A 26,726-nucleotide genomic window follows, 5' to 3' on the forward strand; every position below is an offset into this window, starting at 1 on the left:
TATCGTCCGCCTCGGCGACGGTGGGGGCTCCGGGCGCCATCGCGCTATCGTTTTCGGGTCATGGCATTAGCGCTGAGCGGTCATCGTTTGCCAGAGCAGTACACCGTTGAGTACGACGATGGCGGCGGCAATGCCCCATGCCGCGGCGAGCCATGTTCCTCGCACGCGCCATTGGCCCATGAGTTTCGCGTCGCTGGCAAAACGGACTAGCGGAATCACGGCGAACGGTAATTGCAGACTCAGCACAACCTGACTGAACACGAGCAAATGCGTGGTTTGCGCCTCGCCGCCGTGGCCAACGATCAGCAGCGCGGGAATCAACGCCAGTCCACGTGTGAACAGGGCGCGTTGCCACGGCTTCATGCGCAGGTTCAGAAATCCCTCCATCGTGACCTGGCCCGCCAGCGTAGCAGTCACCGTCGAATTCAGCCCGCAGGCGAGCAGCGCGACTGCGAACATGATGCTCGCCCATTGATTGCCCAGCAGCGGAGCGAGCAGCTTGTGTGCGTCGCCAAGAGATTCCACCGAAGTGTTTCCGCTCGCGTGAAACACGGCGGCGGCGAGAGTCAGCAGGGCGGCGTTGATGAGGAACGCAAAGCCGAGCGACAGGGTGGTATCCCACTGTGTCGTGCGCAGCGCCCGGTGCATCGCAGCGGGTGTCCGTTCCGGCATCGCTTCACCGCGCGCGCGAAGCAGCGCCGAATGAAGATAGAGGTTGTGAGGCATGACCGTCGCGCCGAGAATGCCGACCGCCAGCCACAACATGCCGGCTTGGGCAACGATTTCACTGCGCGGGCGCAGACCGGACACGGCGGCACCCCAATCCGGATTGGCCAGAGCGAGCTGCGCGGCGAAGCATCCTGCCGTCAGGAGGATCAAGGCGGCGACGGTACCCTCCAGGCGTCGCTGCCCGAAACCCTGCAGGCTCAGCATGGCAAAGGCGAGGGCGCCGGCAAGTACGATGCCCACCGGCAGTGACAGGCCGAAAAGCAATTGCAGGGCGACCGCGCTGCCGATGATCTCGGCAAGGTCGCAGGCGATGATGGCCACCTCGCAAAGCCCCCATAACGCCACCGAAATGCGACGGCTATACTGGGTACGTGAGAGTTGAGCGAGATCGCGTCCCGTTATCAGGCCCACGCGCGCCGCCAGCCATTGCAGCAACAACGCCATGACGCTCGAGAGCAACACGACGCTCAGTAGCGTGTAGCCATAGCGGGCCCCGCCGGCAATCGCCGTGGCCCAGTTTCCCGGATCCATGTAGCCGACGGCGATGAGCGTGCCCGCTCCGGCGAACCCCATCCACCGCTGCGCGCGGCGTGGCGTCGGGCTTTGCGGATTGGGAGGTGGCACCCATTCGGGGCCGGTTAAGGGATAATCGCGGCTTTGCATGGCAGTCACATTTTCCGGCGGCACAAATAGCGTATACATAGCGCATACATCTAAATGATAATCATTATCGTTTATATGGGAAGTTTTATTTTTTCATGTGTTGGATAGACAGAGACGAAGGAATGCCTGATTTGACGGTGGTGGACGACTCGATTCCAGTCATTACGGTGGATGGCCCGACAGCCTCCGGCAAAGGTACGGTGGCACACCGTGTGGCCGACGAACTGGGCTTTCATTATCTCGACAGCGGGGCCCTTTACCGTCTGACTGCGCTGGCGAGTGCCCGGCACGGGATCGACCCTGACGATGTGGGGGCGCTGGCTGTGCTGGCCGAGACGTTGGATGTCCGTTTCCGCGATCAGCGCGTCTGGCTGGCGGGCGAGGACGTGACCGACGCCATTCGCGCCGAAGCCATTGGCAACCGCGCCTCGACGATTGCCGTGCACAAAGCGGTCCGCCAGGCCCTCGTGGCGCTCCAGCGCGGCTTCAAGACCGCGCCGGGACTGGTTGCGGACGGCCGTGACATGGGGACGGTGATCTTCCCGGAAGCCGATTTGAAGGTGTTTTTGACCGCATCGCCGCAGGCGCGTGCCGAGAGGCGGTATAAGCAATTGATAGAAAAAGGATTTTCTGCTAACATTGACAGTCTCATGCTTGATCTTGAGGCGCGCGATGCGCGGGATCGTACCCGCGCCGAGGCGCCGCTAAGGCCGGCAGAGGGTGCGCGGGTACTCGACACATCGGGGCTCAACGTCGATCAGGCGGTGGCTCAGGTGCTCGAATGGTTCGCGCAAGTGCAGTACCCGCAAGGCGCCTGACCGGATGTTTCATGCAGTCATTCGGTGTGGCTTTGTTTAACCTTTAACCCAACCGTTGCACGTTATCGTCAGCCCCCTCGGGAGATGGACGTCAGCGGCGTAATCCACTTTTATGTCCGACCTGCAAACCTCGACCAACGAATCTTTCGCGGCGCTTTTCGAAGAGTCGCTCTCCCGTCAAGACATGCGTGCTGGTGAAGTCATCAGCGCTGAAGTCGTTCGGGTTGACCACAACTTCGTGGTCGTCAACGCCGGCCTCAAGTCCGAAGCGTACATCCCCATCGAAGAATTCCTGAATGATCAGGGCGAGGTCGAAGTTCAGGCCGGCGATTTCGTTTCCGTGGCGATCGACGCCCTGGAAAACGGCTACGGCGACACCGTGCTGTCGCGCGACAAGGCCAAGCGTCTGGCTTCGTGGCTGCAACTGGAAAAGGCCCTCGAATCGGGCGACCTCGTGACCGGTACGATCACCGGCAAGGTCAAGGGCGGCCTGACCGTGATGGTCAACGGCATCCGCGCATTCCTGCCGGGTTCGCTGGTTGACACGCGTCCGGTCAAGGACACGACCCCGTACGAAGGCAAGACCCTCGAATTCAAGGTGATCAAGCTCGATCGCAAGCGCAACAACGTCGTGCTGTCGCGCCGTGCCGTGATCGAAGCCACCCAGGGTGAAGAGCGCGCCAAGCTGCTCGAAACGCTCAAGGAAGGTGCGATCGTCAAGGGCGTGGTCAAGAACATCACCGACTACGGCGCGTTCGTCGACCTCGGCGGTATCGATGGCCTGCTGCACATCACCGACATCGCATGGCGTCGTGTGCGTCACCCGAGCGAAGTGCTGTCGGTTGGCCAGGAAGTCACCGCCAAGATTCTCAAGTTCGACCAGGAGAAGGGTCGTGTCTCGCTGGGTGTCAAGCAGCTCGGCGAAGATCCGTGGGAAGGCATCGCACGCCGCTACCCGCAAGGCACGCGCCTGTTCGGCAAGGTCACCAACATCACCGACTACGGCGCATTCGTCGAAGTGGAATCGGGCATCGAAGGCCTGGTTCACGTGTCGGAAATGGATTGGACCAACAAGAACGTTGCGCCGACCAAGGTTGTCCAGCTGGGCGACGAAGTCGAAGTCATGGTGCTCGAGATCGACGAAGACCGTCGTCGTATCAGCCTCGGCATGAAGCAGTGCAAGCCGAACCCGTGGGATGACTTCTCGCGCAACTTCAAGAAGGGCGACAAGATCAAGGGCGCAATCAAGTCGATCACCGACTTCGGCGTGTTCATCGGTCTGCCGGGTGGCATCGACGGCCTGGTCCACCTGTCGGACCTGTCGTGGAGCGAAGCCGGCGAAGAAGCCGTGCGCAAGTACAAGAAGGGCGACGAAGTCGAGGCCGTGGTTCTGGGCATCGACGTCGAGAAGGAACGCATCTCGCTGGGTATCAAGCAGCTCGAAGGCGACCCGTTCAACACCTTCGTGGCAATCCACGACAAGGGCTCGATCGTTGACGGCACCATCAAGGCCGTTGACCCGAAGGGTGCTGTCGTGTCGCTGGGCGATGACGTTGAAGGCTACCTGCGCGCTTCGGAAATCTCGCACGACCGTGTGGAAGATGCCCGTAACGTGCTGAAGGAAGGCGAAGCCGTCAACGCAATGATCGTCAACATCGATCGCAAGTCGCGCAACATCAACCTGTCGATCAAGGCCAAGGATTCGGCTGAACAACAGGAAGCGATGAGCAAGATGTCGTCGGATAGCTCGGCAGCGAGCGGCACCACGAACCTCGGTGCCCTGCTCAAGGCCAAGCTGGACAGCCAGAATCAGTAAGGTCCAAGGCCTATGACCAAGTCTGAATTGGTCAACCAGTTGGCGGCGCGGTTTCCCCAGTTGGTGCTCAAGGATGCCGATTTCGCGGTGAAGACGATTCTCGACGCGATGGCCGATGCGCTTGCGCGCGGTCATCGAATCGAAATCCGCGGCTTTGGCAGCTTCGGGCTCAACCGTCGGCCTCCGCGCGTCGGCCGTAACCCTAAGTCGGGCGAGAAAGTGATGGTGCCGGAGAAATTCGTACCGCACTTCAAGCCAGGCAAGGAGTTGCGAGAGCGGGTTGATCACAAGGCGTCGGACCAATAAGGCCCTTTGGGATCTACTACGCAAGAAAAGCGCCTTCGGGCGCTTTTTTGTCTCTGATGCCCGGCAACGGACCGCACGTGCGGGCAATTGCCGGAAATGTGAAGCCCTTTGCAGGAACGACGCCTCACAGAGCACATCGGGTACAATACGCCCACGTGCCGGCCCGGCGCGTCGGGGGCTCCGGTGTTCCATGCGGGCGGCCCAAGTCGCAAAACATACGGCAATCCTGCCGCAGGAGCCTTTCGGCATGAAGCTGATTGTTTGGATCGTTCGTCTGATCGTATTCGTGGTGTTGCTGTGTCTCGCGCTCGCCAACACCGGCGAGGTCACGTTGAACCTGTTCCTGGGACATACGTGGACGGCGCCGCTCATCATGATCGGCCTGGCGTTTTTTGTGGTCGGCGGCGTCATTGGCGTACTCGCCACGTTGCCGAGCCTGATGCGGCAGCGCCTTGAGTTGCGTCGCGCGCGACGCGATCTGGCGCGCGCCCAGCGTGACCCCGAGGCGAGCGATCAGCCGCCGATGCTGCCGCCGGTCTGACGCGGCGCCGCGCACGACACTCGCCATCTTCATCGACTGTTTCAACGACAACACGCATTCATGGAATTCGAGGTCTGGTGGCTTCTTGCCATCCCCGTGATCTTCGGCTGTGGCTGGGTGGCTGCGCGACTGGATTTGCGCAGCCTGCTCTCGGAGAGCCGCAATCTGCCGGCATCCTATTTCCGCGGTCTGAATTTCCTGCTGAACGAACAGCCGGACAAGGCCATCGACGCCTTTATCGAAGTCGCCAAGCTCGACCCCGAAACGACCGAGTTGCACTTCGCGCTCGGCAGTCTGTTTCGCCGTCGCGGCGAGACGGAGCGAGCCATTCGCGTGCATCAGAATCTGCTTTCGCGCGACGATCTCCCGCAAGCCGATCAAGAGCATGCACTCTATGAACTCGGTCACGACTTTCTCAAGGCCGGATTGCTCGACCGCGCGGAAGACGCCTTCAGCCGCCTGCATACCGGTGCTTATGCGAAGGCGGCGCAGCACGCGAAGCTGACCATTTATCAGATCGAGAAGGAGTGGCGCAAGGCGCTCGCGGAGGCCGAAACGCTGAGCGATCTCGACCCGGCGGTCTCGTATCGCAAAGAGATCGCCCAGTTCCATTGCGAACTGGCGCAGGAAGCCCTGCAACGTAAGGATGTCGAAGCGGTGGGCCACGAGCTGGACGCCGCACTGGCAGTCAATCCGGCCAATGTGCGCGCACCGCTGTTGCGTGGCGACATGCTGCTCGCCGCCGGCGACGCCGAAGGGGCACTACGCGTGCTGCGCACGATCGAAGCGCAAAATCCGATGTATCTCGGTTTGGCCGCCAAGCGCGTCATGAAGGCGTATGAGGCGCTTGGCCGGGCATCGGAAGGGGTGACGATGTTGCGCGACGCGTTGCGCAAGAATCCGTCGGACGATCTGCTGGAAATCGTCTACGAGAAGACCCTCTCGCTCGAAGGGCCGGAAGCGGCGCTTCAGTTGATGCGCGAGCAGATGCACCGCGCGCCGAGCGCACCGGGCATGGCGCGCCTGCTCGAAGCGCATGCCGCAACGGCGCATGGCGACACGCAGTCGGATCTGCAACTCATGGGCAAGCTCATCACGCAGCGGACCAAGTCGTTGCCACGCTATGTCTGCGATCAATGTGGCTTTCGCGCACGACTTTTCTACTGGCAGTGCCCCGGCTGTAACGGCTGGGAGACGTACACGCCGCGCCGCGCCGATGTGCCGGCAGCAACATAAGTTTCATAACATCGCAAAATCATGAAGATCACCATCATCGGTTCCGGCTACGTCGGCCTTGTTACGGGTGCCTGTCTCGCAGACGTCGGCAATGACGTGTTCTGTCTCGACGTCGATCCGCGCAAGATCGAGATCCTGAACAACGGCGGCGTGCCGATTCACGAACCGGGTCTCCAGGAAGTCATCGCACGCAACCGCGAAGCCGGTCGTCTGCAATTCTCGACGGACGTCGAGGCCTCCGTCGCGCACGGCGACGTGCAATTCATTGCGGTCGGCACGCCGCCGGACGAGGATGGCTCGGCCGACCTGCAATACGTCGTGGCCGCCGCACGCAATATCGGCCGGTATGCCAAGAGCTTCAAGGTCATCGTCGACAAATCGACGGTACCGGTCGGCACGGCCGACAAGGTGCGCGTGGCGGTGGCCGAAGAGCTTGCCAGGCGCGGTGAAGACGTGAAGTTCTCCGTCGTCTCCAATCCCGAATTCCTGAAAGAAGGGGCGGCGGTGGACGATTTCATGCGTCCGGATCGCATCGTGATCGGGGTGGACGACGATGCGAACGGTCAGCAGGCGCGCGCGATGATGAAGCGCCTGTATTCGCCGTTCAACCGCAATCACGAGCGCACGCTGTACATGGATGTCCGCTCGGCGGAATTCACGAAGTACGCCGCCAATGCCATGCTGGCGACGCGTATTTCGTTCATGAACGAACTGGCCAATCTGGCGGATCGCGTCGGTGTCGACATCGAGGACGTGCGCCAGGGCATCGGCTCGGACCCGCGTATCGGCTATCACTTCCTTTACGCTGGCTGCGGCTATGGTGGCTCGTGCTTCCCCAAGGACGTGCAGGCGCTCGTACGCACAGCCGAAGACTACGGCCTGCCGCTGCGGATTCTTAACGCCGTGGAAGCCGTCAATGAAACGCAAAAGACGGTGCTCATCGACAAGATCGTGTCGCGCCTCGGCGACGATCTCAAGGACAAGACGTTCGCCCTGTGGGGGCTGGCCTTCAAGCCGAACACGGACGACATGCGCGAAGCGCCGAGCCGTCGCGTGATCGCGGAACTGGTGCGCCGTGGCGCGCGCGTGCGTGCATATGACCCGGTGGCGCTCGATGAGGCGCGCCGCGTCGTGGCGCTGGATTTCGCCGACGATGCTCAGGCGCACGGTCGCATCGAATTCTGCGCATCGCAGAACGATACGCTGACCGGTGCGGACGCGCTGGTCATCGTGACGGAATGGAAGGCTTTCCGCAGCCCGGATTTCGCCAAGGTCAAGTCGGCCTTGTCGCTGCCGCTGATCTTCGACGGTCGTAACCTGTACGATCCCGAGGCCATGCAGGAACTGGGCATCGAGTACCACGGCATCGGCCGCGGTCTGAGCGAGTCCGCTTGAATTTCGAGGAACGACGGATGACTTCGACAGCAACTTCGTTGACGCGTACGGTTCAGGCGCCCGGCGTGCCCAAGGTGCCCCGCGAGGCGCTCACCCGTGCGCGCGTGCTGATCGTTGGCGACGTGATGCTCGATCGCTACTGGTTCGGCGACGTCAATCGCATTTCGCCGGAAGCGCCGGTGCCGGTGGTGCACGTCAAGCGCAACGAGGAACGGCTCGGCGGCGCGGCCAACGTGGCGCTCAACGCGACGTCGCTGGGCGCACAGGCCGGTCTGCTTTGTGTGCTCGGCGAGGACGAGCCGGCCGAGCGCGTAGTCGACATGCTCGACGCGAGCGGTGTGACGGCGTTCGTGACGCGCGATGCCGATCTGGCGACGACCATCAAGCTTCGCATCGTTTCGCGCCAGCAGCAGTTGCTGCGTATCGATTTCGAGAATCAACCGGCGCGCGAAGTGCTGCTTGCCGTACTCGATCAGTATCGTCAATTGCTCGCCAGCTACGATGTCGTGCTGCTCTCGGACTATGCCAAGGGCGGTCTCACGCACGTACAGCCGATGATCGAAGCGGCACGCGCGGCGGGCAAGGCCGTGCTCGTCGACCCCAAGGGCAGCGACTACGAGCGCTATCGCGGCGCGACGATCCTGACGCCGAACCGCGCAGAGTTGCAGCAGGTTGTGGGCGAGTGGCGTTCCGAAGACGATCTGACCTCGCGCGCGCAGAATTTGCGCGAGTCGCTGGGGCTGGAGGCGCTGCTGCTTACCCGCTCGGAAGAGGGCATGACGCTCTTCACCGGCGGGGGGGCGCTGCACGTGCCGGCGCAGGCGCGCGAAGTGTATGACGTCTCGGGCGCGGGCGATACCGTGATCGCAACGTTGGCGGCAGCGCTCTCCGCCGGTCTGCCGCTGCCGCAGGCCGTCGTGCTTGCCAACCGTGCAGGCAGCATCGTCGTGGGCAAACTGGGCACGGCGACCGTCGACTACAACGAACTCTTTTCCGAGCTGACATGACCATCATCGTGACGGGCGCTGCGGGCTTCATCGGCGCCAACATCGTCAAAGCCCTCAACGAGCGCGGAGAGACCGACATCGTGGCGGTCGATAACCTCACGCGCGCCGACAAATTCCGTAATCTGGTCGATTGCGAGATTAGCGATTACCTCGACAAGACGGATTTCGTTGCGCGATTCCAGCGCCGGGAATTCGGTCGCGTGCGCGCGATTTTCCACGAAGGCGCCTGCTCCGACACCATGGAGACGGACGGCCGCTACATGATGGAGAACAACTTCCGCTATACCCGCGCGTTGTTCGAGGCGTGTCAGTCGCAGGCAGTGCCGTTCCTTTACGCGTCGTCGGCCGCAACGTATGGGGCGTCGGAGACGTTCGTGGAGACGCGCGAGTACGAGAAACCGCTGAACGTCTACGGCTATTCGAAATTCCTGTTCGACCAGATCGTGCGTCGTGCGATGCGCGATGCGGGGGGCAAGCTGCCGAGCCAGGTGGCGGGTTTCCGCTACTTCAACGTGTACGGGCCGCGCGAGGCGCACAAGGGACGCATGGCGTCGGTGGCGTTTCACAACTTCAACGAGTTCCGCGCCAACGGCCGCGTGAAGCTCTTCGGCGAGTACAACGGCTACGCCGCGGGAACGCAAAGCCGCGACTTCGTTTCGGTGGAAGACGTCGTGAAGGTCAACCTGCACTTCTTCGATCATCCGGAGCGCAGTGGCATTTTCAACCTCGGCACGGGACGTGCCCAGCCGTTCAACGATATTGCCATCGCCGTCATCAACACTTTGCGTGAAGAGGCGGGCGAAGCGCCGCTCACCCTGGACGAGATGGTCAGGCAGGGCATCGTCGAGTACATCCCGTTCCCGGATGCGCTGCGAGGCAAGTATCAATGCTTCACGCAGGCGAGCATCGATCATCTGCGTTCGGCAGGCGGGTATCAGCAGCCGTTCTTCACGGTGGGCGAGGGCGTTGCGCGCTACGTGCGCTGGCTGCTCGCACAATAAGCGAGCGGCGGCAGGCACGGTAGACATAAGCGGCGGCGGCTACCTCTGGTGGTCCGGTATCGCCTGACGGGTGGGAAGTCAAACGGGGAGCCGGCCGGCTCCCCGTTTCGTTTGGACGTTGGGGGGGTGACCCGGTCGTCGTGTCATCCGGCGGGCGACTGGGGCGTTAAGGAGGTATCGGGGGTATCCGGTTGCGGCGGTAGCGTTGATAGCGGTGATAGCGATGGTGTTGGCAGTATCAGGGATATCGGCCCGAGCGACCTTTCAAGGAGCAGATCATGCTGCGCAAATACCTGCTGGCGGTGGTTACCTCGGTTGTGACCTTTTTCATGCTGTGCGGTCTGGCGACGGCCGCCGTCGACATCAATACCGCCGATCAGGCCCAGCTTGAGACGCTCAAGGGCATCGGGCCGGTCAAATCCAAGGCCATCATCGACGAACGCAATGCCCACGGACCTTACAAGGATGCCGCCGACGTCGCCAAACGGGTCAAGGGGCTGGGCGCCAAGTCCGTCTCGTCGCTCCAGTCCGAGGGCATGACGATCGGCGGGAAGGGCGGTGGCGCGGCCCCGGCCAGCCCCACGACCCCCGCGGCGGCCGCACCCGCGCCCGCCACGCCGGCCCCGGCCCCGGCCCCGTCCACCGCGACGCAAAAGATACCGACGCCGACACCCGCCGCGGGCAAGACGATGACGCCGGCGTCCCCGGGGCCGACCGCCGTTCCGGCCAGGCCGGGCGTGCCGCTTCCGTCGGCAGCGTCCGCAGCGGGGGTGCCGGATGCCAAGGCGACGAAGACCAAGAAGTCGAAGGATGCCAAGGCGGCCGACACGTCCGCACGCGCTGCCGCAACCCCGGCCGCCCCGTCGTCTGGCACGCCGCAGGCGAATGCCGTCGCCCCGACAGCCCCGGCCGACCCTGCCGCATCGAAGTCTTCCAAATCGAAGAAGGCCAAGGCCCCGGCACCCGCCAGCGCACCGAAGCTCTGAAGCCCCTCGGCCGGGCATTCGCCAATGTCATGCCCGGCCGCGCGACCTCACCCCCGAGCGCGGTCATGGCCGGTGGATTAGAATGTTTCGATTCCCGACCGAAAAAAGCTTAGCGCAATGGCCTATAAGACTATCGAAGACACCATCGGCAATACCCCGCTGGTGCAACTGGTGCGTTTGCCCGACGACGAAATCCGCCGCCGCAACAACGTGATTCTCGGCAAGCTGGAGGGCAACAACCCGGCGGGGTCGGTGAAGGACCGTCCGGCGCTGTCGATGATCAAGCATGCGGAGCTGCGTGGCCGCATCAAGCCGGGCGATACGCTGATCGAGGCGACGTCGGGCAACACCGGCATTGCGCTGGCCATGGCAGCGGCTATCCGTGGTTACAAGATGGTGCTGATCATGCCGGAAGACCTCTCCATCGAGCGTCGTCAGAGCATGGGCGCGTATGGCGCCGAGATCATCCTCACACCGGTCAAGGGCGGCATGGAGTATGCGCGCGACCTCGCCGAGCAGATGCAGCGCGATGGCCGCGGCATCATCCTCGACCAGTTTGCCAATCCGGATAACCCGCTCGCGCACTATGAGGCCACTGGTCCGGAAATCTGGCGCGACACCGAAGGCCGTGTCACGCACTTCGTCTCCGCGATGGGCACGACGGGCACGATCATGGGGGTTTCGCAGTATCTGAAAGAGCAGAGCGAGGCCGTGCAGATCATCGGTGCCGAACCGGCCGAAGGTTCGCGCATTCCGGGGATCCGCAAATGGCCGGAAGCGTATCTGCCGAAGATTTTCGACCGGGCCCGGGTGGATCGCACCATCTCCGTGACGCAGGCGGACGCGGAAATCATGGCGCGCCGTCTGGCGGCCGAGGAAGGAATCTTCTGCGGTATTTCGGCTGCCGGCGCATGCCACATCGCGTTGAACCTGGCCCATGAAGTCGAGAACGCGACCATCGTGTTTGTCGTATGCGATCGCGGCGACCGTTACCTGTCGACGGGCGTGTTTCCGGCATAATCGCCACGCGCGAAGCCGCTAGCGAAAACGGGACCGAAAGGTCCCGTTTGTCGTGGCGACGCCTACCCGAGCGGCATATCAGGGCGCGCGTGCCGCCTTGATGGCATCGGCCAGGTCATACACCGACATTGCGTAGAAGAAGCTGCGGTTGTAGCGCGTGAGCACGTAGAAGTTCGTGAGGCCCATGCGGTACTGCGTGGCTTGCCCCGGCGTCGGCAGGTCGACGATCAGCACCGGCGTGTCGAGCGCCGAGCCCACGTCGAGCTTCGGCTCGTTCATCAGCATGCCGGCCTTGATGAAGTCGCCGAGCTTCCAGTGCGGCTCCGGTTGACCGTCGGCACCGGCTTCGGCCAGCCCCTGACTGCCCCGGTCGCCGGCGATGTTCCACACGACCGGCTGGCCCGCCTGCCATCCGTGCTGCTTGAGGAAGTTGGCGACGCTGCCGATGGCGTCAGCCACATCGCTGGTCAGATTGATCTTGCCGTCGCCGCTGTAGTCGACTGCGTAATTGCGAATCGACGACGGCATGAATTGCGGAATGCCGATCGCACCGGCGTAAGAGCCGTAGATGCTGAACGGATCGACACCACGCTCACGTGCGTAGAGCAGCAGGTTTTCGAGCTCCTTGCGGAACAGGGCCATTCGCTCCGAGCGATTGCGCGCGGGCGGATAGTCGAACGCGAGCGTCGTGAGCGCATCGATGGTGCGGAAGTTGCCCATGTTGCGCCCGTAGATCGTCTCGACACCGATGATGGCGACGATGATCTCCTCGGGCACGCCGTATGCCTTGGCGGCACGCGCGAGTGTGGCGGCGTTCTGATTCCAGAAACGCACACCGCCGTTGATGCGGGTGTTGTCGAGAAAACGCTTCTCGTAGTTCGTCCAGTTCTTCTGACCCGGTGTGGCGGGCGGCGCAGCCAGACGCGCGGCGGTTTGCGAGAACACGACGCGCGAGAAGACCTTCTGCAACTCGGTGCGATCGAAGCCGTCGCGCGCCACGATGTCGTTGATGAACGCATCGACCTCAGGGTTGGCCGCATAGCGCTGCGGCACCACCTCTTCCTCGAACTCGGTCTGCGCGGCCTGCCTGGCGCGTGCCTGCGCATGCACGCCGACGCTCGTCACGGCGAGCGCGCCGATACACAGGGCAATGCCGAGTTTGCCAAGCGCGGCCACCGTGGGATGACGGCCATTGTCCGGTCGATGAGTAAGGCGCGTGCGCGCCGGCGGGAAAGAATCGTACATCCGTACCGGTGATGTCATGCTGTCTGTCAGGCCTGTATGAAGTCCAAATGCGGCACGGCCCCTCGGGGGGACGTAACCACGTTAGTCGCGTTGAGGCTCTCGTCGGTATGCGCAGATCTGCATCGATATGCGTCAATGCACATCCCTTATCGGTGACGATTGCGAATGTCACTCGACGTGCGTTGTTACCTTGAGCGTCAACCATTCATGCCAGTTCCTGCCGTCCCGAATTTCGGGAGAACGGCCCTTACCGGCTGACACGGGTCTGCTGGGAGACTGCCTGGCAGTATAACCGAGTGCACCTGTGATACCTTAAGGCCTGTGCACTGTCTGTGACAGTGTTCATGGGGGATGCCGGCCATCGGCGCGCGTTTGCGAGTGACCTGAACTCCTTCAGGTGTCCCGCCATCGACGCGAGCCAGGTTCCGCATCCGGCCGCTACCGGATGTGGAGACCACGGCGCGGCGGGCATCCCCCGCCCGTCCCAATATAACGATTCGAAGCGATAGGCGACACAACGAATGGCTACCGGGTTCTATACACATCCCGATTGCGTCCGTCATGAAATGGGCGAGTGGCATCCGGAATGCCCCGAGCGGCTGCGCGCCATCGAGGACCAATTGATTGCCGGTCGCATCGACGGTCTGCTCGAACGACGTGAAGCGCCGGTGGCGGACGAAGCCAGCCTGCGGCTCGTGCACACGCAGGATCACATCGACTTCGTACGCGAGAGCATTCCCGAGTCCGGTTACTTCCCGATCGATCCCGATACGCTGCTCAACCCGTACTCCTGGCGCGCGGCCACGCGCGCGGCCGGTGCGGCCGTGGCCGCGACGGACGCGGTGATGCGCGGCGAACTCGACAATGCGTTTTGCAGCGTGCGTCCGCCGGGTCACCATGCCACGCCGACGCGCGCCATGGGCTTCTGTCTGTTCAACAACGTCGCGATCGCCGCCGCGCATGCGCTCGAAGTCCACGGACTGTCGCGCGTGGCCATCGTCGACTTCGACGTACACCACGGCAACGGTACGGAAGCGGCGTTCGGCAACGACGAGCGCGTGCTGATGTGCGGCATCTTCCAGCATCCGTTCTACCCGTTCTCCGGCGCAAACGATCCCGCGCCGAACATGCTCAACATCCCGCTCGAAGCGCGCACGTCCGGCATGGCCGCGCGTGAAGCCATCGAGTACGGGTGGCTGGGGCGCCTGAACGCGTTCCGTCCCGAGATGATCTTCTTCTCGGCCGGCTTCGACGCGCACCGCGAAGACGATCTCGGTGGGCTGGGGCTTACGGAAGCGGACTTCGCGTGGATCACCAAGGAAGTGAAGGCCATTGCGGACCGTCACGCCAAGGGGCGCATCGTGAGCTGCCTGGAAGGCGGCTACAACCTCTCGGCGCTCGGGCGCAGCGTCGTGGCGCATCTGAAGGTGCTTGCCGACGTTTGATGTCGCAGGGCCGGCGCCGCTCCATGCCCGGCTCCGCCGGGGCGTCGCGTGACACGACGGGCGGTTGCGCCGAACGAGACTGCGAACATGAAATGCCGCGCGTTGTCGAGACCGGGCCGGCACAGGAGACAACATGACGTCATCGGAAGCGACGGCGGCCCCGCAGCCGCTGGTTCTCGTCTCACGCGGCGACGGCGAGCAGTCGGGGGTGGTGACGCTCACGCTCAATCGCCCGCGTCATTTCAATGCCCTCTCGGAGGCCATGCTCGATGCGCTGCAACGCGCGCTCGACGATGTCTCGCGGGACGACAGCGTGCGCGTGGTCGTGCTCGCCGCCGCCGGTGCGGCGTTCTGTGCGGGACACGATCTCAAGGAGATGCGCGCGCAGCCGTCGCTCGACTATTACCGCACGTTGTTCAACCAGTGCACACGGGTGATGCTGACGATGCAACGCATGCCGCAACCGGTCATCGCGCGGGTGCACGGCATTGCGACGGCGGCGGGCTGTCAATTGGTCGCGATGTGCGATCTCGCGGTGGCAACGTCGGCGGCACGTTTCGCCGTCTCCGGCATCAATGTGGGGCTGTTCTGTGCGACGCCCGGCGTTGCGCTGTCGCGCAATCTTTCGCGTAAGCAGGCGATGGAGATGCTGTTGACGGGCGACTTCATCGACGCGCAGACCGCCCGTGAGCGCGGACTGGTCAATCGCGTGGTGCCGATGGAGCGACTCGATGCCGAAGTCGCGACCCTGTGCCAGGCTATCGTTGCGAAGCCCGCGGCGGCAGTGGCCGCAGGCAAGGGACTCTTCTATCGGCAGGCCGAGACAGGCATCGAAGCCGCGTATCAGATGGCCGGACAGACGATGGCCTGCAACATGATGGAGGCGTGTGCGCTTGAAGGCGTGCAGGCGTTTATCGAGAAACGTGCGCCGGACTGGGCAAAGCCCGGCAACTGACGCCGCGCCAGCGCCGGCATCCGGCGGCCTACCACTGCTTTTCCAGCACCAACGGCCCCGGCGTCGCGGTACGACTGACCGCGTAGCCGTTGCCGGTGAACCATGCCCGCAGTTCCTTGATCATGTCGGGGTTGCCGCAAACCATGATGCGCGACGTTGCGGGATCGAGCGTGGCCCCCAACGCCTTCTCCAGTGCTCCCGATGCCAGCAACGAGGTGATGCGTCCATACAGCGCGCCGGGCGTTCGCTCGCGCGTCACGCTCACGGCGAAGTGAAGCTTGTCGACCAGCGCAGGGTCGACGTCCGGGTGAGAGAAGTGTTTGATCTCTTCGTAATAGGCGAGATCGCGCTCCCAGCGCACGCTGTGCACGACGAAGATGCGTTTGAATCGCTGCCACACAGCGGGGTCTCGCAGAATCGAGACGAATGGGGCGAGGCCGGTCCCGGTGGCGAGCAGCCAGAGATCGTCGCCGCCGATGAAGCGATCGAGCGTGAGGAAGCCGTACGCGGTGTGATCGACGAACAATTCGTCGCCGACCTTGAGTTGCGCCAGACGCGGTGTGAGAAGTCCTTCAGGAATCGTAATTACGTAGAACTCCAATGTATCTTCGGCAGGCGAATTCACGAAGGAGTACGCGCGCCAGATCAGTTCGCCGTCGTCGCCCGGCAGGCCGAGTCGCACGAACTGCCCGGCCGTGAATTGCAGGCCGGGCGGGCGAGTGGTCTTGATGCTGAAGATCGTCGGCGTCCAGAAATGCATGCCGGTGACCATTTGCGGCGAGTATTTCGTCTGCGCTTGCATGCCGGAGGCTCCTCGCAAATCCACACGGCTTCAGTGTAACGCGCAGCACGGTACTGCGCCGCGAGACCCTGTTCGCGAGGCGGGTTCCGCATGGGCGGGCGGCGCGCTTGCCCTGCACCTCACGGCTCACCCGCACTCAGGTGCGATCAGGTGCGATCAGGCATTGGGATGAGCGCCATGCGCGGGCTGCGGTGCTCGCGTCGGCGGGGCGAACCATTGGGATTCGGCGCTCGTCACGGTGCGCATTTCCGGCAAATGCGCCACCAGCCACCGTGTCAATTCGTCGATGACTTTTTCGCGGTCGAGGTCGTTGAGCGTTTCATGGAAGTGACCTGGGTAGAGGCGCAGGGTCTTGTCCTTCGAGCCCGCGTTGCCGTGAAACTGCTCGCTCGCCCACGGCGCGGTGAGCCGGTCCGCGGTGCCGTGGAAGATGTAGAGCGGCAGGTGCAGGGCATCGGCATTGGCGTGAATGCGGGCCATGGCGTCGAGCAATTCGGCGGCGGTGCGCGCCGGTGTGCCGCGATAGGCGTTGAGCGGATCCTTTTTGGCCGCGTCGACCACGGCGTTGTCGCGGGCGATGGCCGCCGGGTCGATCTTGAACACGGGCACCCTAGGCAGCCAGCGCGATACCCAGCGCCCGGCTTTCACCATCCATGGGGCGACGGGTTCCCCCGGTGCGAGCGCTGGGCTGCTCAACATCAGTCCGCTGACGTTGGCCGGCGCGCGCGTGATCGTATAGAGCGCAGCGATGGCGCCGCCCATGCTGTGCCCGAGCAGGAACAGCGGGGCCGGTCCGAACGTGGTGCGCACGTGCGTGAGAAAAATCTCGGTGTCGTCGAGGTAGTCGTCGAAGTGCTCGACGTAGACGCGCGCGCCGCCCGAGCGGCCGTGCCCGCGCAAATCGTAGGTCACGGTGGCGATCCCGAGCGAGGCGAAATGGGTGGCGAGACGGGCGTAGCGGCCGCCATGCTCGCCCATCCCGTGCACGATGGCGACGACCGCGCGTAATGCGGGTGACGCCGGTGATGCCGGTGATGCCGCGTCGGATGCGTTGGCTGTGTTGGCAGTGTCCGCCGCGTGATCGGCGACGGGGCGCCAGGTGTGGACGTGGAGCGTGAGACCGTCGCTGGCGTGCAGTTGCGATTCAGAGTGCGTAATCATGTCTCCTCCGGGCGTCATGCCGAGATGGCCGGGCGGCCGTCGCGCACGGCGGCGCGGCGAATGCCGGTGCGCCATTCGATCATAGGCGTGCGCGCGCCGGTGTGATTTCTCTAGAGGAAACGCACCACGAGGAAAGTGGCTGCGCGCCACGATTTGCATAAAAATAGCACGATCGTTCGGGGGTGAGCGGCGGCGCACAAGCGCGCCCTGTCCGGCGCCAACGCCGTTTTTTGGCAGGGTCGTGCATCTGTGGCAAATCGAAAGGGCATCGTGAAATTTCGCCACAAAATGCCTCAAATATGCAATTAATGCGTCATGTGCCGTGTGGTTATAATGGCAGCGGATTGACGTAAACGTAACTTTGGAGCGAGTTCATGAAGGTCCTGGTACCGGTCAAACGGGTGGTGGATTACAACGTAAAGGTTCGCGTGAAGAGCGATGGCACGGGCGTGGACATTGCGAACGTGAAGATGTCGATGAATCCGTTCGACGAAATCGCGGTGGAAGAGGCGGTGCGGCTCAAGGAGGCGGGCATTGCGACGGAAGTGATCGCGGTGTCGGCGGGTGTGGCGCAGTCGCAGGAGACGCTGCGCACGGCGCTGGCAATCGGGGCGGATCGCGCGATCCTCATCGAGTCGGACGACGAGTTGCAGCCGCTGGCGGTGGCCAAGCTGCTCAAGGCCATTGTCGAGAAGGAGCAGCCGCAACTGGTGATTCTTGGCAAACAGGCCATCGACGACGATTCGAATCAAACCGGTCAGATGCTCGCGGCGCTGGCGAAGCTGCCGCAGGCGACGTTCGCCTCGAAGGTGACGATTGCCGGCAACCGTGCGCAGGTCACGCGCGAGGTGGACGGCGGTCTGGAGACCGTGTCGCTGTCGCTGCCGGCGGTGATCACGACGGATCTGCGTCTGAACGAGCCGCGTTACGTGACGCTGCCCAACATCATGAAGGCGAAGAAGAAGCCGCTGGAGAGCGTCAAGCCTGCGGATCTGGGCGTTGACGTGAGCCCGCGCCTGAAGACGCTGAAGGTGGCCGAGCCGCCCAAGCGCAGCGCGGGTGTGAAGGTGGCGGACGTGGCAACGCTCGTCGAAAAGCTCAAGACCGAAGCGAAGGTCATTTAAGGGAGACGGCGAGATGAGCATTCTTGTCATTGCGGAACACGACAACCAGGCCCTCAAGGCGGCGACCCTCAATACGGTGACGGCGGCGCTGCAATGCGGCGAGGACGTGCACGTGCTGGTCGCGGGCAGCAACGCGAAGGAAGCGGCGCAAGCGGCGGCGCAAATTGCCGGTGTGAAGAAGGTGCTGCTGGCCGAGGCGGCTTACTTCGGGGAAGGCCTCGCGGAGAACATTGCCGACGAGGTGGTGTCGATTGCGGGCGCTTACTCGCACATCCTCGCGCCGGCCACGGCGTACGGCAAGAACATCGCGCCGCGCGTGGCGGCGCTGCTGGACGTGGCGCAGATCTCGGACATCACGAAGGTCGAGAGCGCGGACACGTTCGAGCGTCCGATCTACGCGGGCAACGCGATTGCCACGGTGCAAAGCTCGGACAAGGTGAAGGTCATCACGGTGCGCTCGACGGGTTTCGATCCGGCAGCGGCCACGGGCGGCAGTGCGGCGGTGGAAAGTGTGGCGGCCACGCCGGACGCGGGGGTGTCGCAGTTCGTGGGCCGTGAGGTGACGAAGCTCGACCGTCCGGAGCTGACCTCGGCGAAGATCATCGTCTCGGGCGGGCGGGGACTGGGCAGCGGCGAGAACTACACGAAGGTGCTCGAGCCGCTGGCGGACAAGCTGGGCGCGGCGCTGGGCGCATCGCGTGCGGCGGTCGATGCGGGTTACGTGCCGAACGACTATCAGGTCGGGCAGACGGGCAAGATCGTGGCGCCGCAACTGTACGTGGCGGTGGGGATCTCGGGTGCGATCCAGCACCTGGCTGGGATGAAGGATTCGAAGGTGATCGTGGCGATCAACAAGGATCCGGAAGCGCCGATCTTCTCGGTGGCGGACTACGGCCTGGTGGGCGATCTGTTCACGGTCGTGCCGGAACTCACGGGCGCGCTGTAAGCGTGCCGAAGCGGTAACGACACCGCAAGGCAGCAAGGCTGCGGGAGCCGATCCCGCAGCCGATTCGTATGGGGAGGCGGCTGGCAACGGTGCGCGTCCTCATCCGAATCGGTCGAACAGCAAAAATAATCAGAACAACAACCATCCCGGCATTCGCCACCATCCGAAGGCAATCGGAATCCCTTGGAGGAACGACATGAGTTATCAGGCCCCGATCAAGGACATGCAGTTCGTCATGAACGAACTGGCGGACCTGAAGAGCATTGCTGCGCTGCCGGGCTATGAGGATGCCTCGCCCGATGTCGCGCAGGCCGTGCTCGAAGAAGCGGCCCGCTTCAATCAGGAAGTGCTTGCGCCGCTGAACGTCATCGGCGATCAGCAGCCGAGTACGTGGAAGGACGGCGTGGTCACCACCACGCCCGGTTTCAAGGAAGCCTTCCGCCAGTTCTCCGAAGCCGGCTGGCAGGGCGTGCAGCATCCGCAGGCATTCGGCGGTCAGGGACTGCCCAAGCTCGTCGCCACGCCTTGCACGGAAATGCTCAACGCCGCGAACCTGTCGTTCGCGCTGTGTCCGCTGCTCACCGACGGTGCCGTCGAAGCGCTGCTCACCGCAGGCACCGATGAACAACGTAAGCTCTACGTGCCCAAGCTCCTCTCGGGCGAGTGGACCGGCACGATGAACCTGACCGAGCCGCAGGCGGGCTCAGATCTCGCGATGGTGCGCACGCGCGCGGAGCGCGAAGCCGATGGCACCTATCGCTTGTTCGGCACGAAGATTTTCATCACGTTCGGCGAACACGACATGGCCGAGAACATCGTCCACCTCGTGCTTGCCCGCACGCCTGATGCGCCCCCGGGCGTGAAAGGCATTTCGCTGTTCATCGTACCCAAGTTCCATGTCGACGCCCAGGGCAACCTTGGTGCGCGCAACGACGTGCATTGCGTGTCGATCGAACACAAGCTGGGCATCAAGGCGAGCCCGACGGCGGTGTTGCAATTCGGCGATCACGGCGGCGCGACGGGCTACCTCGTCGGGGAAGAAAACCGTGGCCTGGAATACATGTTCATCATGATGAACGCGGCGCGTTTCGCCGTGGGCATGCAGGGCGTGGCCATCGCCGAGCGTTCGTATCAGCATGCGGTGGCGTATGCACGTGATCGTCTGCAAAGCCGTCCCGTGGACGGTTCGTCGCGCGACGCCGTGACCATCATTCATCACCCCGACGTCAAACGCATGCTCATGACGATGCGTTCGCTCACCGAAGGTGCGCGCGCGCTTGCCTATGTGGCGGCGGCGCAGGCCGACATCGCCCACCACGCGGCCGATGCCGACGCATGCAAGCGCGCGCAAGCGGTCTACGAGTTCCTCGTGCCGATCGTGAAGGGCTGGAGCACGGAAATGTCGCTCGAAGTCACCAGCCTCGGCGTGCAGGTGCACGGCGGCATGGGGTTCATCGAAGAGACGGGCGCGGCACAGTACTATCGCGACGCACGCATTCTGCCGATTTACGAAGGCACGACGGCAATTCAGGCAAACGATCTGATCGGACGCAAGACGTTGCGCGATCGCGGTGCCGTGGCCAACGCGCTATGCGAGCAGATTGCGGCGACGGAGCGCGAACTGCGTGCGGCGGGCGGCGTGGCGACGTCGGTGGCGGACCGCCTCGCGAAGGGCCGCGAAGCGCTGTCCATCGTGGTGGACTACGTTGTGGCGAATACGCAGGACAATGCCAACGCGGTGTTCGCCGGCAGCGTGCCGTATCTGAAACTCGCGGGCATCGTGCTGGGGGGCTGGCAAATGGGACGTGCGCTGCTCGCCGCGCAGGCGCTGCGCGATCGGGACCCATCCTTCTACGACGCCAAGATTGGCACGGCACGCTTCTTCGCGGACCACATTCTGACGCAGGCCCCGGGACTTGCGCAGGCCATCACCGAAGGCGCGGACTCGGCGCTCTCGCTCGACGAAGCCCAGTTCTGATCGCAGTACGTCAAATGAAAAAAGGCGACCCTCGGGTCGCCATTCTTTTGGGCGGTGCTCCGGCGTCGAGATGAAGCGCGCAACGACGCCGGACGAAAAAAACGGCACTGCGCGAACGCAGTGCCGTGTATCGGGTCCCCGCCTCAGCCGCTAAGCCGGCATCCTGAACCGAAGGTTCAAGGTGGTCGCGGTTAGTAGCGCTTTGGGTTCATCAGACAGAGTGACGCTCACGCCAGCACTACAAACTTCCGCAACCTGCAACAGATCATTGGTTCAAGGAATCTATGACTTTCGCGAACCAGGCAGGGAAAACTAACCTTTTGGACCGGACGGCCCGCGCGCTCTTCAGCTTTGATACTGATCGATTACCGCGCTCAGCCGTTCGTCCATGGCTTGCATTCTACGCTGAATTTCTTCGGCGGGGAATGCTTGTCCGGCAGCAATACTCTTTTCCAACGCAAGCAATTCGGATGCCAGACTCAACGCTGCCATGACGGCAATCCGGTCGGTGCCACGCACGCTGCTTTGCGCGCGAACCTTGCTCATTTCCGCGTCCACGCGCGAGACGGACGCGAGCAGGTCGGCTTCGTGTTCCGGCGGGCAGGCGAGGCGGTAAGACTGTTCGAGAATATGAACTTCAAGCTGCTTGATCGTCATGCGTGTTCTCCACCGGGGGTGCCGAGCAGATCCATCTGACCCTCAGCGGGGTTTTGCGTCGGAAGCTTTTCAAGGATCGCGTTCAGGCGAACCTGAGCCTCGTCGATCTTGGCGGCGAGTTGATCGCGTTGCACTCGCAACGCGTCGCGTTCCGTGCGCAATTGCTCAATGGCGGCGCGGGTTTCTTCACATTCGGCACGCGCGCGGTCGAGTTCCGCAAGCAGCGCCTGATTGTGTTGGTGAAAGCGTTGGCTGATGACAACCAACTGTTCCATTTTGTCGGTGAGATTGTCGAGATCGGTGAGCATCGGGCTGCGTCCTCTTGATTGCCCTACATTCTAACGGAATCGGCGGCCAATGCCCGACGAACGAGCATTGACGCTCATTCGAATGGCCCCTACACTTGCGGCACTTCGGTGCTCGCGCACGCCCTCCCGGCATGCGCAGTTAAACGGGAAACAGGGAGCCGCGTCCCCACACGGGCTGGCCAACCTGTGCTGCCCCCGCAACGGTAAGTCATTCTTTCGACCCGAAAGGTTTCCGAAAACGCGCTTCGCCTCCAACGCCACTGTGTCCTCACCGTGCACGGGAAGGCCGGTCAGGCGCGACGATGACCAGCCCGGATACCGGCCCAAGTGAGTGGGGAATTCAGCATGCCGCCCAGCGCAAGCCGCAGGCGGCATGCCGTCGTTTTCAAGTGTCGATGCTGCCTGTGATGCTCGCATGCCGACGTGTCCGCGACGCTCCCCTTTCGTCGGCGGCCTGCGGGGGAACGGGCCAAGGCAATAAGAAAACTACGGAAGTTACACTCGACCATGCGCACCCACGTTCGCGCGATGACGCCGCACGCGTCTGCTTTTTCACGTCGCCCCCCGGCCAGCGCTGCCCTGACGCCTTTCCCACCGTCTGCGCTGTCTGCACCATTTGCACCGCTCGCGCAGACGCCATATCGTCTCGCGCTCGGCGCCGCCTTGCTGGCCGCCTGCGCTTGCAATGCACGAGCCGCCGACGGCGCGCCCACCCTCAATACGACCGTCGTCACGGCCTCGCGCACCGAGCAAAAGCTCGTGGACACGCTCGCTTCCACCTCGGTCATCACGCGCGAACAAATCGAGCAAAGTCAGGCCCAGGATTTGCCGACGCTGCTGCGCGGTCAGGCCGGCGTGGAGATCGCACAGAACGGCGGCTTTGGCGCGTCGGCCAGCATTTTCATGCGCGGCGCGGCGTCGAACGCATCGCTCGTGCTGATCGACGGCGTGCCCGTCAACTCCGCCACGACCGGCACGACCAACATCGCGCAAATTCCAGTGTCGCAGATCGACCACATCGAAATCGTGCGCGGCAATGTGTCCGCGCTGTACGGCTCCCAGGCGGTCGGCGGCGTGATCCAGATCTTCACGCGCCACGGCGACGGCGGTCCGCCCAGAGCCTACGCCGAACTGGGCTACAGCACGAACAACACCACGCAGGCGAACGCCGGTATTGCCGGGTCCTTCGAAGACGGCAAGACGCGCTTCTCGCTCGACATCTCGCGCTTTCACACCAACGGCATCTCGGCCCAGGACCCGCGCTTCGCGCCCAAGGTCAATCCGAACCGAAATGGCGACGACAACACGAGCGTCACGGCCACGCTGTCGCGCAAGTTCGGCTCCACGTGGGAAGCCGGCGTACGCCTGTTCCAGAGCGACGGCAGCATCAGCTACGACAACGCATTCGGCAAGCCCTCCGATCTGAACGACACCGATGCCCGGGTGCGTCAGATATCGGCCTATGCCAAAGGCAAGATCACCGACAAGTGGAGCACGCGCCTTACCGTCACGCAGGGCGACGATTACAACTATAACTACCTGAACGGCGCGGGCAACGGCAATTACCATACGTCTAGCCATCAGATCGACTGGGCGAACGAATACGCCTTCATGCCGGATCAGAAGTTGATTGCCGGTTACACGCGTCAGGAACAGACGGTCGAGAGCAGCACGAAGTACGACCGCAATAACCGCCATCTCGACTCGTTCTACGTCGGCTACGAAGGCGTGATTGCAGACAGACACGAGGTACAGGCGACGGTGCGCCGCGACATGTATTCCGACTTCGGCGGTGCCAACAGCTACTGGGTCGGCTACGGCTACCGGCTGACCGACCAGTGGAAGCTGATGGCGAACGCGTCCGACGGTTTTCGCGCGCCGACCTTCAACGAACTGTTCTACCCGGGCTTCGGCAACCCGAATCTGCAACCGGAACGCTCGATCTCGAAAGAACTTGCCGTGCAGTTCTACGACGCGCGCTTCGGTTTGGCGAAGCTTGCGCTGTTTCGCACGAACTACACCAATCTGATCCAGTCGCTCACGGTGTACCCGTATACCGCGGCGAACGTGGCAAACGCCCGCGTCGAAGGGCTTGAACTGACGTATCAGGGCAAGATTCAGTGGACGGGGACGGACGTGCGCGCGTCGTTCACGCGTCAGAATCCGACCGATCTGGACGCCGGCAAGGTCCTTGCCCGTCGCGCCAGGCAGTACGGCTCGTTCGGCGTGACGCAGTCGCTTTTCGGCAAGTTCAGTGTCGGCGGCGATGTCTTCTATAGCGGCGAGCGTTACGATACGGGAGGCCAGCATCTTGGCGCCTACGCACTCTTCAACCTTCAGGCACGGTACGACATCGACAAATCCTGGTATGTCTCGGCGCATCTGGACAACGTGTTCAACAAGCAATACCAGACGGTCTATGGCTACAACACCCTTGGACGCGCAATCTATGTCTCACTCGGCTGGAAGCAGTTCTAAGCACACGGACGGTGCCCGACGGACATACGTCGCGCCCGGTGCGGCCGCCCGGGCAAGAGGCGCCGCCGCATGACGCTGCGTCGCGCCTTCGCCATCTGGACGGGGTTGGCCAGCGTTGCGCTGCTCACGCTCATCGCGTCGCTCAGGCTGGGGAGCGTGCCGGTTTCGCTGCGCGAGATCGGTGCCATGGCATTGGGGCACGACGTGGGCCTCGCGGGTGACGTGATCTGGCGTTTGCGTTTGCCGCGCGCGCTGGCGGCATTTGCCTGCGGCGGCCTGCTCGCCGTCGCCGGCACGCTCATGCAGACGTTGCTGCGCAATCCGCTGGCCGATCCCTATGTGCTGGGCATCTCCGGCGGTGCGAGTGTCGCGGCGCTTGTCTCGCTCGCACTCATGTTGCCGTTTTTCTGGGTGCAGACGAGCGCCTTTCTCGGTGCGCTCGCCGCCATCGCTATCGTGATGGGACTCTCGCGCCGCAGTTTCCTGCGTCCCGGCGATCAGGACAGCAGCGCCAAGCTGTTACTCACCGGCGTGATGATGGCCGCCGGATTCGGCGCGCTCGCCACGCTCATTCTCACGCTTGCCCCCGACGCGAGCCTGCGCGGCATGTTGTTCTGGCTGACCGGCGATCTGAACGGCGTGGACCGTGCCGCGCTGCCGGTGATCGCGCTCCTCGTGACGCTGCTCATCGTTTGTCCCGTTGCGCACCGGCTGAACGTGCTGCTGCGTGGCGACGCCGTCGCCCAGGCCGTCGGTGTGGCCGTCGGACCGTTGCGCATGCGGGTCTATCTGGCGGCGTCGCTCGCGACGGCGGTGGCGGTTACCACGGCGGGCAGCATCGGTTTCGTGGGGCTCGTCGTGCCGCACATCCTGCGCCTGCGCTTCGGCAACGATCAGCGCATGCTGCTGCCCGCGGCAGCGCTCGGCGGCGGGGCGTTGCTGATGGTGGCGGACCTGGTGGCGCGCACCGTCATCGCCCCGACGCAACTGCCCGTGGGCGTGATCACGGCGATGATCGGCGTGCCCGTATTCCTGTGGTTGTTGTCGCACCGGGTGATCCGATGACAAGGTCCGCAAACCTTTCCGTGAATACCTCCGGCAATACGCCGTCGCCCACGCCGGAATCGGCGCGCGACCCATTGCTGCAAACGCATGCGCTGACATTGCATGCGGACGAGCGCGTGCTCGTCGATCGGCTCGATCTTGCCGTCGCGCCGGGCGAGTGCTGGTGTCTTGCCGGACCGAACGGCGCGGGCAAGACGACGCTGCTGGGCACACTCGCGGGCCTGCGTCCCGTCGAGGAAAATCCGGCGCGCGATGCAGCGATTACCGCAAGCGGTCGTGTGATGATCGGCGGCAAGAGGCTGGCGCAGTGGCGTGCGGCGCCGCTGGCCCGGGTGCGAGCCCTGATGCCGCAACAGACGCGGGATGCCTTCGGTGCGACGGCCCTCGAAGTGGTGCTGGCCGGTCGTCACCCCTATCTCGCCCAAGGCCGGTGGGGGGCGTGGGAGGCTGACGACGATGTCGCCCTTGCGCACGCCGCGCTCGCGAAGGTTGGTCTCGAAGACTTCGCGGCGCGCGACGTCATGACCCTGTCGGGCGGTGAACGTCAGCGGGTGTCGCTCGCGGCGGCGCTCGCGCAGGCCACGCCGTTGCTGCTGCTCGACGAACCCCTGTCGCACCTCGATCTGCATCATCAGATCGACGCCCTCGAACTGCTCGCAGGCCATGCCGGATCCGGTTGCCAGCGGGATCATGGCAATGGCGCTGCTGTCGTGTTCTCGTGCCACGATCTCAATCTCTCGCGACGCTTCGCCACGCATGCCTTGTTGCTCGACGGTCGCGGCGGTTGGCGCGCGGGGCCGGTGCGGGAGGTGCTGTCGGCCGAGCATTGCAGCGAGGCATTCGGTTATCCGCTGCGCCTGATTCGCGATGGTGAGAACGAGGCTCTAGTGCCCGTGCGACGCTCATGACGGCACATGTGACCGCACGCATGATGCCCCTCATGATGGCGCGCCCGAGGCGTGCATGGGGCGGCGTACACTCACATCCGCGTGCAATGCCGTACCGTGCCGTGCGCCGGGCTTCACCGCCTTCGTCCCAGATTCA

The 26,726-nt window shown here is 63.6% G+C and carries 24 protein-coding genes, 1 other RNA gene and 1 riboswitch; of the genes, 18 read left to right on the forward strand and 7 right to left on the reverse strand.

Going from position 1 to position 26,726, the window contains the following annotated elements:
• Window positions 1–66: 66 nt before the first annotated feature.
• Window positions 67–1,392 carry an Nramp family divalent metal transporter gene (locus AB870_RS05875; RefSeq protein WP_053059746.1) on the reverse strand — a complete coding sequence of 442 codons (1,326 nt, stop codon included), beginning with the start codon at window positions 1,390–1,392 and terminating at the stop codon, window positions 67–69.
• Window positions 1,393–1,514: 122 nt separating this feature from the next.
• Between AB870_RS05875 and cmk the strand changes: the two genes are divergently transcribed.
• The 10 genes from cmk to cysM all read left to right on the forward strand — a co-directional run bounded on the left by cmk (window position 1,515) and on the right by cysM (window position 11,518).
• The gene (gene cmk, locus AB870_RS05880; protein WP_237170066.1) at window positions 1,515–2,210 is read left to right on the forward strand and encodes a (d)CMP kinase; all 696 of its coding nucleotides are present in this window, start codon (window positions 1,515–1,517) and stop codon (window positions 2,208–2,210) included.
• 112 nt (window positions 2,211–2,322) lie between these two features.
• Window positions 2,323–4,026 (forward strand): 30S ribosomal protein S1, encoded by a 1,704-nt coding sequence (gene rpsA / locus AB870_RS05885; protein ID WP_044454718.1) that lies wholly within the window; start codon window positions 2,323–2,325, stop codon window positions 4,024–4,026.
• A 12-nt stretch (window positions 4,027–4,038) separates the two neighbouring features.
• Window positions 4,039–4,332: an integration host factor subunit beta gene (locus AB870_RS05890; RefSeq protein WP_017232087.1), complete on the forward strand. Its 294-nt coding sequence runs from the start codon at window positions 4,039–4,041 to the stop codon at window positions 4,330–4,332.
• A gap of 247 nt (window positions 4,333–4,579) precedes the next feature.
• Complete coding sequence (locus AB870_RS05895) at window positions 4,580–4,873, forward strand: LapA family protein (RefSeq protein WP_047908855.1); 294 nt, start codon at window positions 4,580–4,582, stop codon at window positions 4,871–4,873.
• Window positions 4,874–4,933: 60 nt separating this feature from the next.
• Window positions 4,934–6,109 carry a lipopolysaccharide assembly protein LapB gene (gene lapB / locus AB870_RS05900; RefSeq protein ID WP_047907301.1) on the forward strand — a complete coding sequence of 392 codons (1,176 nt, stop codon included), beginning with the start codon at window positions 4,934–4,936 and terminating at the stop codon, window positions 6,107–6,109.
• 21 nt (window positions 6,110–6,130) lie between these two features.
• The gene (locus AB870_RS05905; RefSeq protein ID WP_047907302.1) at window positions 6,131–7,504 is read left to right on the forward strand and encodes a UDP-glucose dehydrogenase family protein; all 1,374 of its coding nucleotides are present in this window, start codon (window positions 6,131–6,133) and stop codon (window positions 7,502–7,504) included.
• A 17-nt stretch (window positions 7,505–7,521) separates the two neighbouring features.
• Entirely contained in the window at window positions 7,522–8,511 is a 990-nt protein-coding gene (rfaE1, locus tag AB870_RS05910) for a D-glycero-beta-D-manno-heptose-7-phosphate kinase (protein ID WP_064674779.1), read from the forward strand.
• A complete protein-coding gene (gene rfaD, locus AB870_RS05915) occupies window positions 8,508–9,512 on the forward strand; it encodes an ADP-glyceromanno-heptose 6-epimerase (RefSeq protein ID WP_047907303.1) in 1,005 nt (334 codons plus the stop codon). The genes rfaE1 and rfaD overlap by 4 nt, the downstream gene beginning before the upstream one ends.
• 278 nt (window positions 9,513–9,790) lie before the next feature.
• Window positions 9,791–10,498 carry a ComEA family DNA-binding protein gene (locus AB870_RS05920; protein WP_047907304.1) on the forward strand — a complete coding sequence of 236 codons (708 nt, stop codon included), beginning with the start codon at window positions 9,791–9,793 and terminating at the stop codon, window positions 10,496–10,498.
• Between the two features lie 117 nt (window positions 10,499–10,615).
• Window positions 10,616–11,518 (forward strand): cysteine synthase CysM, encoded by a 903-nt coding sequence (gene cysM, locus AB870_RS05925; RefSeq protein WP_047907305.1) that lies wholly within the window; start codon window positions 10,616–10,618, stop codon window positions 11,516–11,518.
• A 78-nt stretch (window positions 11,519–11,596) separates the two neighbouring features.
• Here the strand turns inward: cysM and mltB are convergent, their stop codons facing one another.
• Window positions 11,597–12,781, reverse strand: a complete 1,185-nt coding sequence (mltB, locus tag AB870_RS05930) for a lytic murein transglycosylase B (protein ID WP_237170067.1) — start codon at window positions 12,779–12,781, stop codon at window positions 11,597–11,599.
• A 503-nt stretch (window positions 12,782–13,284) separates the two neighbouring features.
• On the opposite strand from mltB, the gene AB870_RS05935 reads away from it, so the two are divergent.
• Together AB870_RS05935 and AB870_RS05940 are read left to right on the forward strand one after the other, a co-directional pair.
• On the forward strand, window positions 13,285–14,208 hold the full coding sequence (locus AB870_RS05935) for a histone deacetylase family protein (RefSeq protein WP_047907306.1): 924 nt from the start codon (window positions 13,285–13,287) through the stop codon (window positions 14,206–14,208).
• A gap of 133 nt (window positions 14,209–14,341) precedes the next feature.
• Window positions 14,342–15,163: an enoyl-CoA hydratase gene (locus AB870_RS05940; protein ID WP_047907307.1), complete on the forward strand. Its 822-nt coding sequence runs from the start codon at window positions 14,342–14,344 to the stop codon at window positions 15,161–15,163.
• Between the two features lie 28 nt (window positions 15,164–15,191).
• Here the strand turns inward: AB870_RS05940 and AB870_RS05945 are convergent, their stop codons facing one another.
• Window positions 15,192–15,965: a ferredoxin--NADP reductase gene (locus AB870_RS05945; protein WP_047907308.1), complete on the reverse strand. Its 774-nt coding sequence runs from the start codon at window positions 15,963–15,965 to the stop codon at window positions 15,192–15,194.
• Between the two features lie 156 nt (window positions 15,966–16,121).
• A complete protein-coding gene (locus AB870_RS05950) occupies window positions 16,122–17,102 on the reverse strand; it encodes an alpha/beta hydrolase (protein WP_418303996.1) in 981 nt (326 codons plus the stop codon).
• A 398-nt stretch (window positions 17,103–17,500) separates the two neighbouring features.
• On the opposite strand from AB870_RS05950, the gene AB870_RS05955 reads away from it, so the two are divergent.
• From AB870_RS05955 to AB870_RS05965, 3 genes are all read left to right on the forward strand, one after another.
• On the forward strand, window positions 17,501–18,250 hold the full coding sequence (locus AB870_RS05955) for an electron transfer flavoprotein subunit beta/FixA family protein (RefSeq protein ID WP_047907309.1): 750 nt from the start codon (window positions 17,501–17,503) through the stop codon (window positions 18,248–18,250).
• Between the two features lie 13 nt (window positions 18,251–18,263).
• Complete coding sequence (locus AB870_RS05960) at window positions 18,264–19,196, forward strand: electron transfer flavoprotein subunit alpha/FixB family protein (protein WP_047907310.1); 933 nt, start codon at window positions 18,264–18,266, stop codon at window positions 19,194–19,196.
• A 196-nt stretch (window positions 19,197–19,392) separates the two neighbouring features.
• Window positions 19,393–21,174: an acyl-CoA dehydrogenase gene (locus AB870_RS05965; protein ID WP_047907311.1), complete on the forward strand. Its 1,782-nt coding sequence runs from the start codon at window positions 19,393–19,395 to the stop codon at window positions 21,172–21,174.
• Between the two features lie 131 nt (window positions 21,175–21,305).
• Here AB870_RS05965 and ssrS read toward each other — a convergent pair.
• The 3 genes from ssrS to AB870_RS05980 all read right to left on the reverse strand — a co-directional run bounded on the left by ssrS (window position 21,306) and on the right by AB870_RS05980 (window position 22,139).
• Window positions 21,306–21,486, reverse strand: a non-coding RNA gene (ssrS, locus tag AB870_RS05970) — 6S RNA.
• Window positions 21,487–21,519: 33 nt separating this feature from the next.
• Window positions 21,520–21,831 carry a cell division protein ZapA gene (locus tag AB870_RS05975; RefSeq protein WP_047907312.1) on the reverse strand — a complete coding sequence of 104 codons (312 nt, stop codon included), beginning with the start codon at window positions 21,829–21,831 and terminating at the stop codon, window positions 21,520–21,522.
• Entirely contained in the window at window positions 21,828–22,139 is a 312-nt protein-coding gene (locus AB870_RS05980; protein WP_047907313.1) for a hypothetical protein, read from the reverse strand. The genes AB870_RS05975 and AB870_RS05980 overlap by 4 nt, the downstream gene beginning before the upstream one ends.
• A gap of 89 nt (window positions 22,140–22,228) precedes the next feature.
• Window positions 22,229–22,480: riboswitch (cobalamin riboswitch) on the forward strand.
• A 166-nt stretch (window positions 22,481–22,646) separates the two neighbouring features.
• Between AB870_RS05980 and AB870_RS05985 the strand changes: the two genes are divergently transcribed.
• From AB870_RS05985 to AB870_RS05995, 3 genes are all read left to right on the forward strand, one after another.
• The gene (locus tag AB870_RS05985) at window positions 22,647–24,617 is read left to right on the forward strand and encodes a TonB-dependent receptor plug domain-containing protein (RefSeq protein WP_053059590.1); all 1,971 of its coding nucleotides are present in this window, start codon (window positions 22,647–22,649) and stop codon (window positions 24,615–24,617) included.
• A 69-nt stretch (window positions 24,618–24,686) separates the two neighbouring features.
• The gene (locus AB870_RS05990) at window positions 24,687–25,682 is read left to right on the forward strand and encodes a FecCD family ABC transporter permease (RefSeq protein WP_047907314.1); all 996 of its coding nucleotides are present in this window, start codon (window positions 24,687–24,689) and stop codon (window positions 25,680–25,682) included.
• A complete protein-coding gene (locus tag AB870_RS05995; protein ID WP_084663362.1) occupies window positions 25,679–26,590 on the forward strand; it encodes an ABC transporter ATP-binding protein in 912 nt (303 codons plus the stop codon). The genes AB870_RS05990 and AB870_RS05995 overlap by 4 nt, the downstream gene beginning before the upstream one ends.
• Window positions 26,591–26,726 lie beyond the last annotated feature (136 nt).

Origin of the sequence: Pandoraea faecigallinarum (assembly GCF_001029105.3) — a bacterium.
GTDB lineage: Bacteria > Pseudomonadota > Gammaproteobacteria > Burkholderiales > Burkholderiaceae > Pandoraea > Pandoraea faecigallinarum.

Bases quoted from the DNA above. Each gene is read 5' to 3' on its own strand.
- AB870_RS05875 (WP_053059746.1), bottom strand. From the start codon at position 1,392: ATGCAAAGCCGCGATTATCCCTTAACCGGCCCCGAATGGGTGCCACCT.
- cmk (WP_237170066.1), top strand. From the start codon at position 1,515: ATGCCTGATTTGACGGTGGTGGACGACTCGATTCCAGTCATTACGGTG.
- rpsA (WP_044454718.1), top strand. From the start codon at position 2,323: ATGTCCGACCTGCAAACCTCGACCAACGAATCTTTCGCGGCGCTTTTC.
- AB870_RS05890 (WP_017232087.1), top strand. From the start codon at position 4,039: ATGACCAAGTCTGAATTGGTCAACCAGTTGGCGGCGCGGTTTCCCCAG.
- AB870_RS05895 (WP_047908855.1), top strand. From the start codon at position 4,580: ATGAAGCTGATTGTTTGGATCGTTCGTCTGATCGTATTCGTGGTGTTG.
- lapB (WP_047907301.1), top strand. From the start codon at position 4,934: ATGGAATTCGAGGTCTGGTGGCTTCTTGCCATCCCCGTGATCTTCGGC.
- AB870_RS05905 (WP_047907302.1), top strand. From the start codon at position 6,131: ATGAAGATCACCATCATCGGTTCCGGCTACGTCGGCCTTGTTACGGGT.
- rfaE1 (WP_064674779.1), top strand. From the start codon at position 7,522: ATGACTTCGACAGCAACTTCGTTGACGCGTACGGTTCAGGCGCCCGGC.
- rfaD (WP_047907303.1), top strand. From the start codon at position 8,508: ATGACCATCATCGTGACGGGCGCTGCGGGCTTCATCGGCGCCAACATC.
- AB870_RS05920 (WP_047907304.1), top strand. From the start codon at position 9,791: ATGCTGCGCAAATACCTGCTGGCGGTGGTTACCTCGGTTGTGACCTTT.
- cysM (WP_047907305.1), top strand. From the start codon at position 10,616: ATGGCCTATAAGACTATCGAAGACACCATCGGCAATACCCCGCTGGTG.
- mltB (WP_237170067.1), bottom strand. From the start codon at position 12,781: ATGACATCACCGGTACGGATGTACGATTCTTTCCCGCCGGCGCGCACG.
- AB870_RS05935 (WP_047907306.1), top strand. From the start codon at position 13,285: ATGGCTACCGGGTTCTATACACATCCCGATTGCGTCCGTCATGAAATG.
- AB870_RS05940 (WP_047907307.1), top strand. From the start codon at position 14,342: ATGACGTCATCGGAAGCGACGGCGGCCCCGCAGCCGCTGGTTCTCGTC.
- AB870_RS05945 (WP_047907308.1), bottom strand. From the start codon at position 15,965: ATGCAAGCGCAGACGAAATACTCGCCGCAAATGGTCACCGGCATGCAT.
- AB870_RS05955 (WP_047907309.1), top strand. From the start codon at position 17,501: ATGAAGGTCCTGGTACCGGTCAAACGGGTGGTGGATTACAACGTAAAG.
- AB870_RS05960 (WP_047907310.1), top strand. From the start codon at position 18,264: ATGAGCATTCTTGTCATTGCGGAACACGACAACCAGGCCCTCAAGGCG.
- AB870_RS05965 (WP_047907311.1), top strand. From the start codon at position 19,393: ATGAGTTATCAGGCCCCGATCAAGGACATGCAGTTCGTCATGAACGAA.
- AB870_RS05975 (WP_047907312.1), bottom strand. From the start codon at position 21,831: ATGACGATCAAGCAGCTTGAAGTTCATATTCTCGAACAGTCTTACCGC.
- AB870_RS05980 (WP_047907313.1), bottom strand. From the start codon at position 22,139: ATGCTCACCGATCTCGACAATCTCACCGACAAAATGGAACAGTTGGTT.
- AB870_RS05985 (WP_053059590.1), top strand. From the start codon at position 22,647: ATGCGCACCCACGTTCGCGCGATGACGCCGCACGCGTCTGCTTTTTCA.
- AB870_RS05990 (WP_047907314.1), top strand. From the start codon at position 24,687: ATGACGCTGCGTCGCGCCTTCGCCATCTGGACGGGGTTGGCCAGCGTT.
- AB870_RS05995 (WP_084663362.1), top strand. From the start codon at position 25,679: ATGACAAGGTCCGCAAACCTTTCCGTGAATACCTCCGGCAATACGCCG.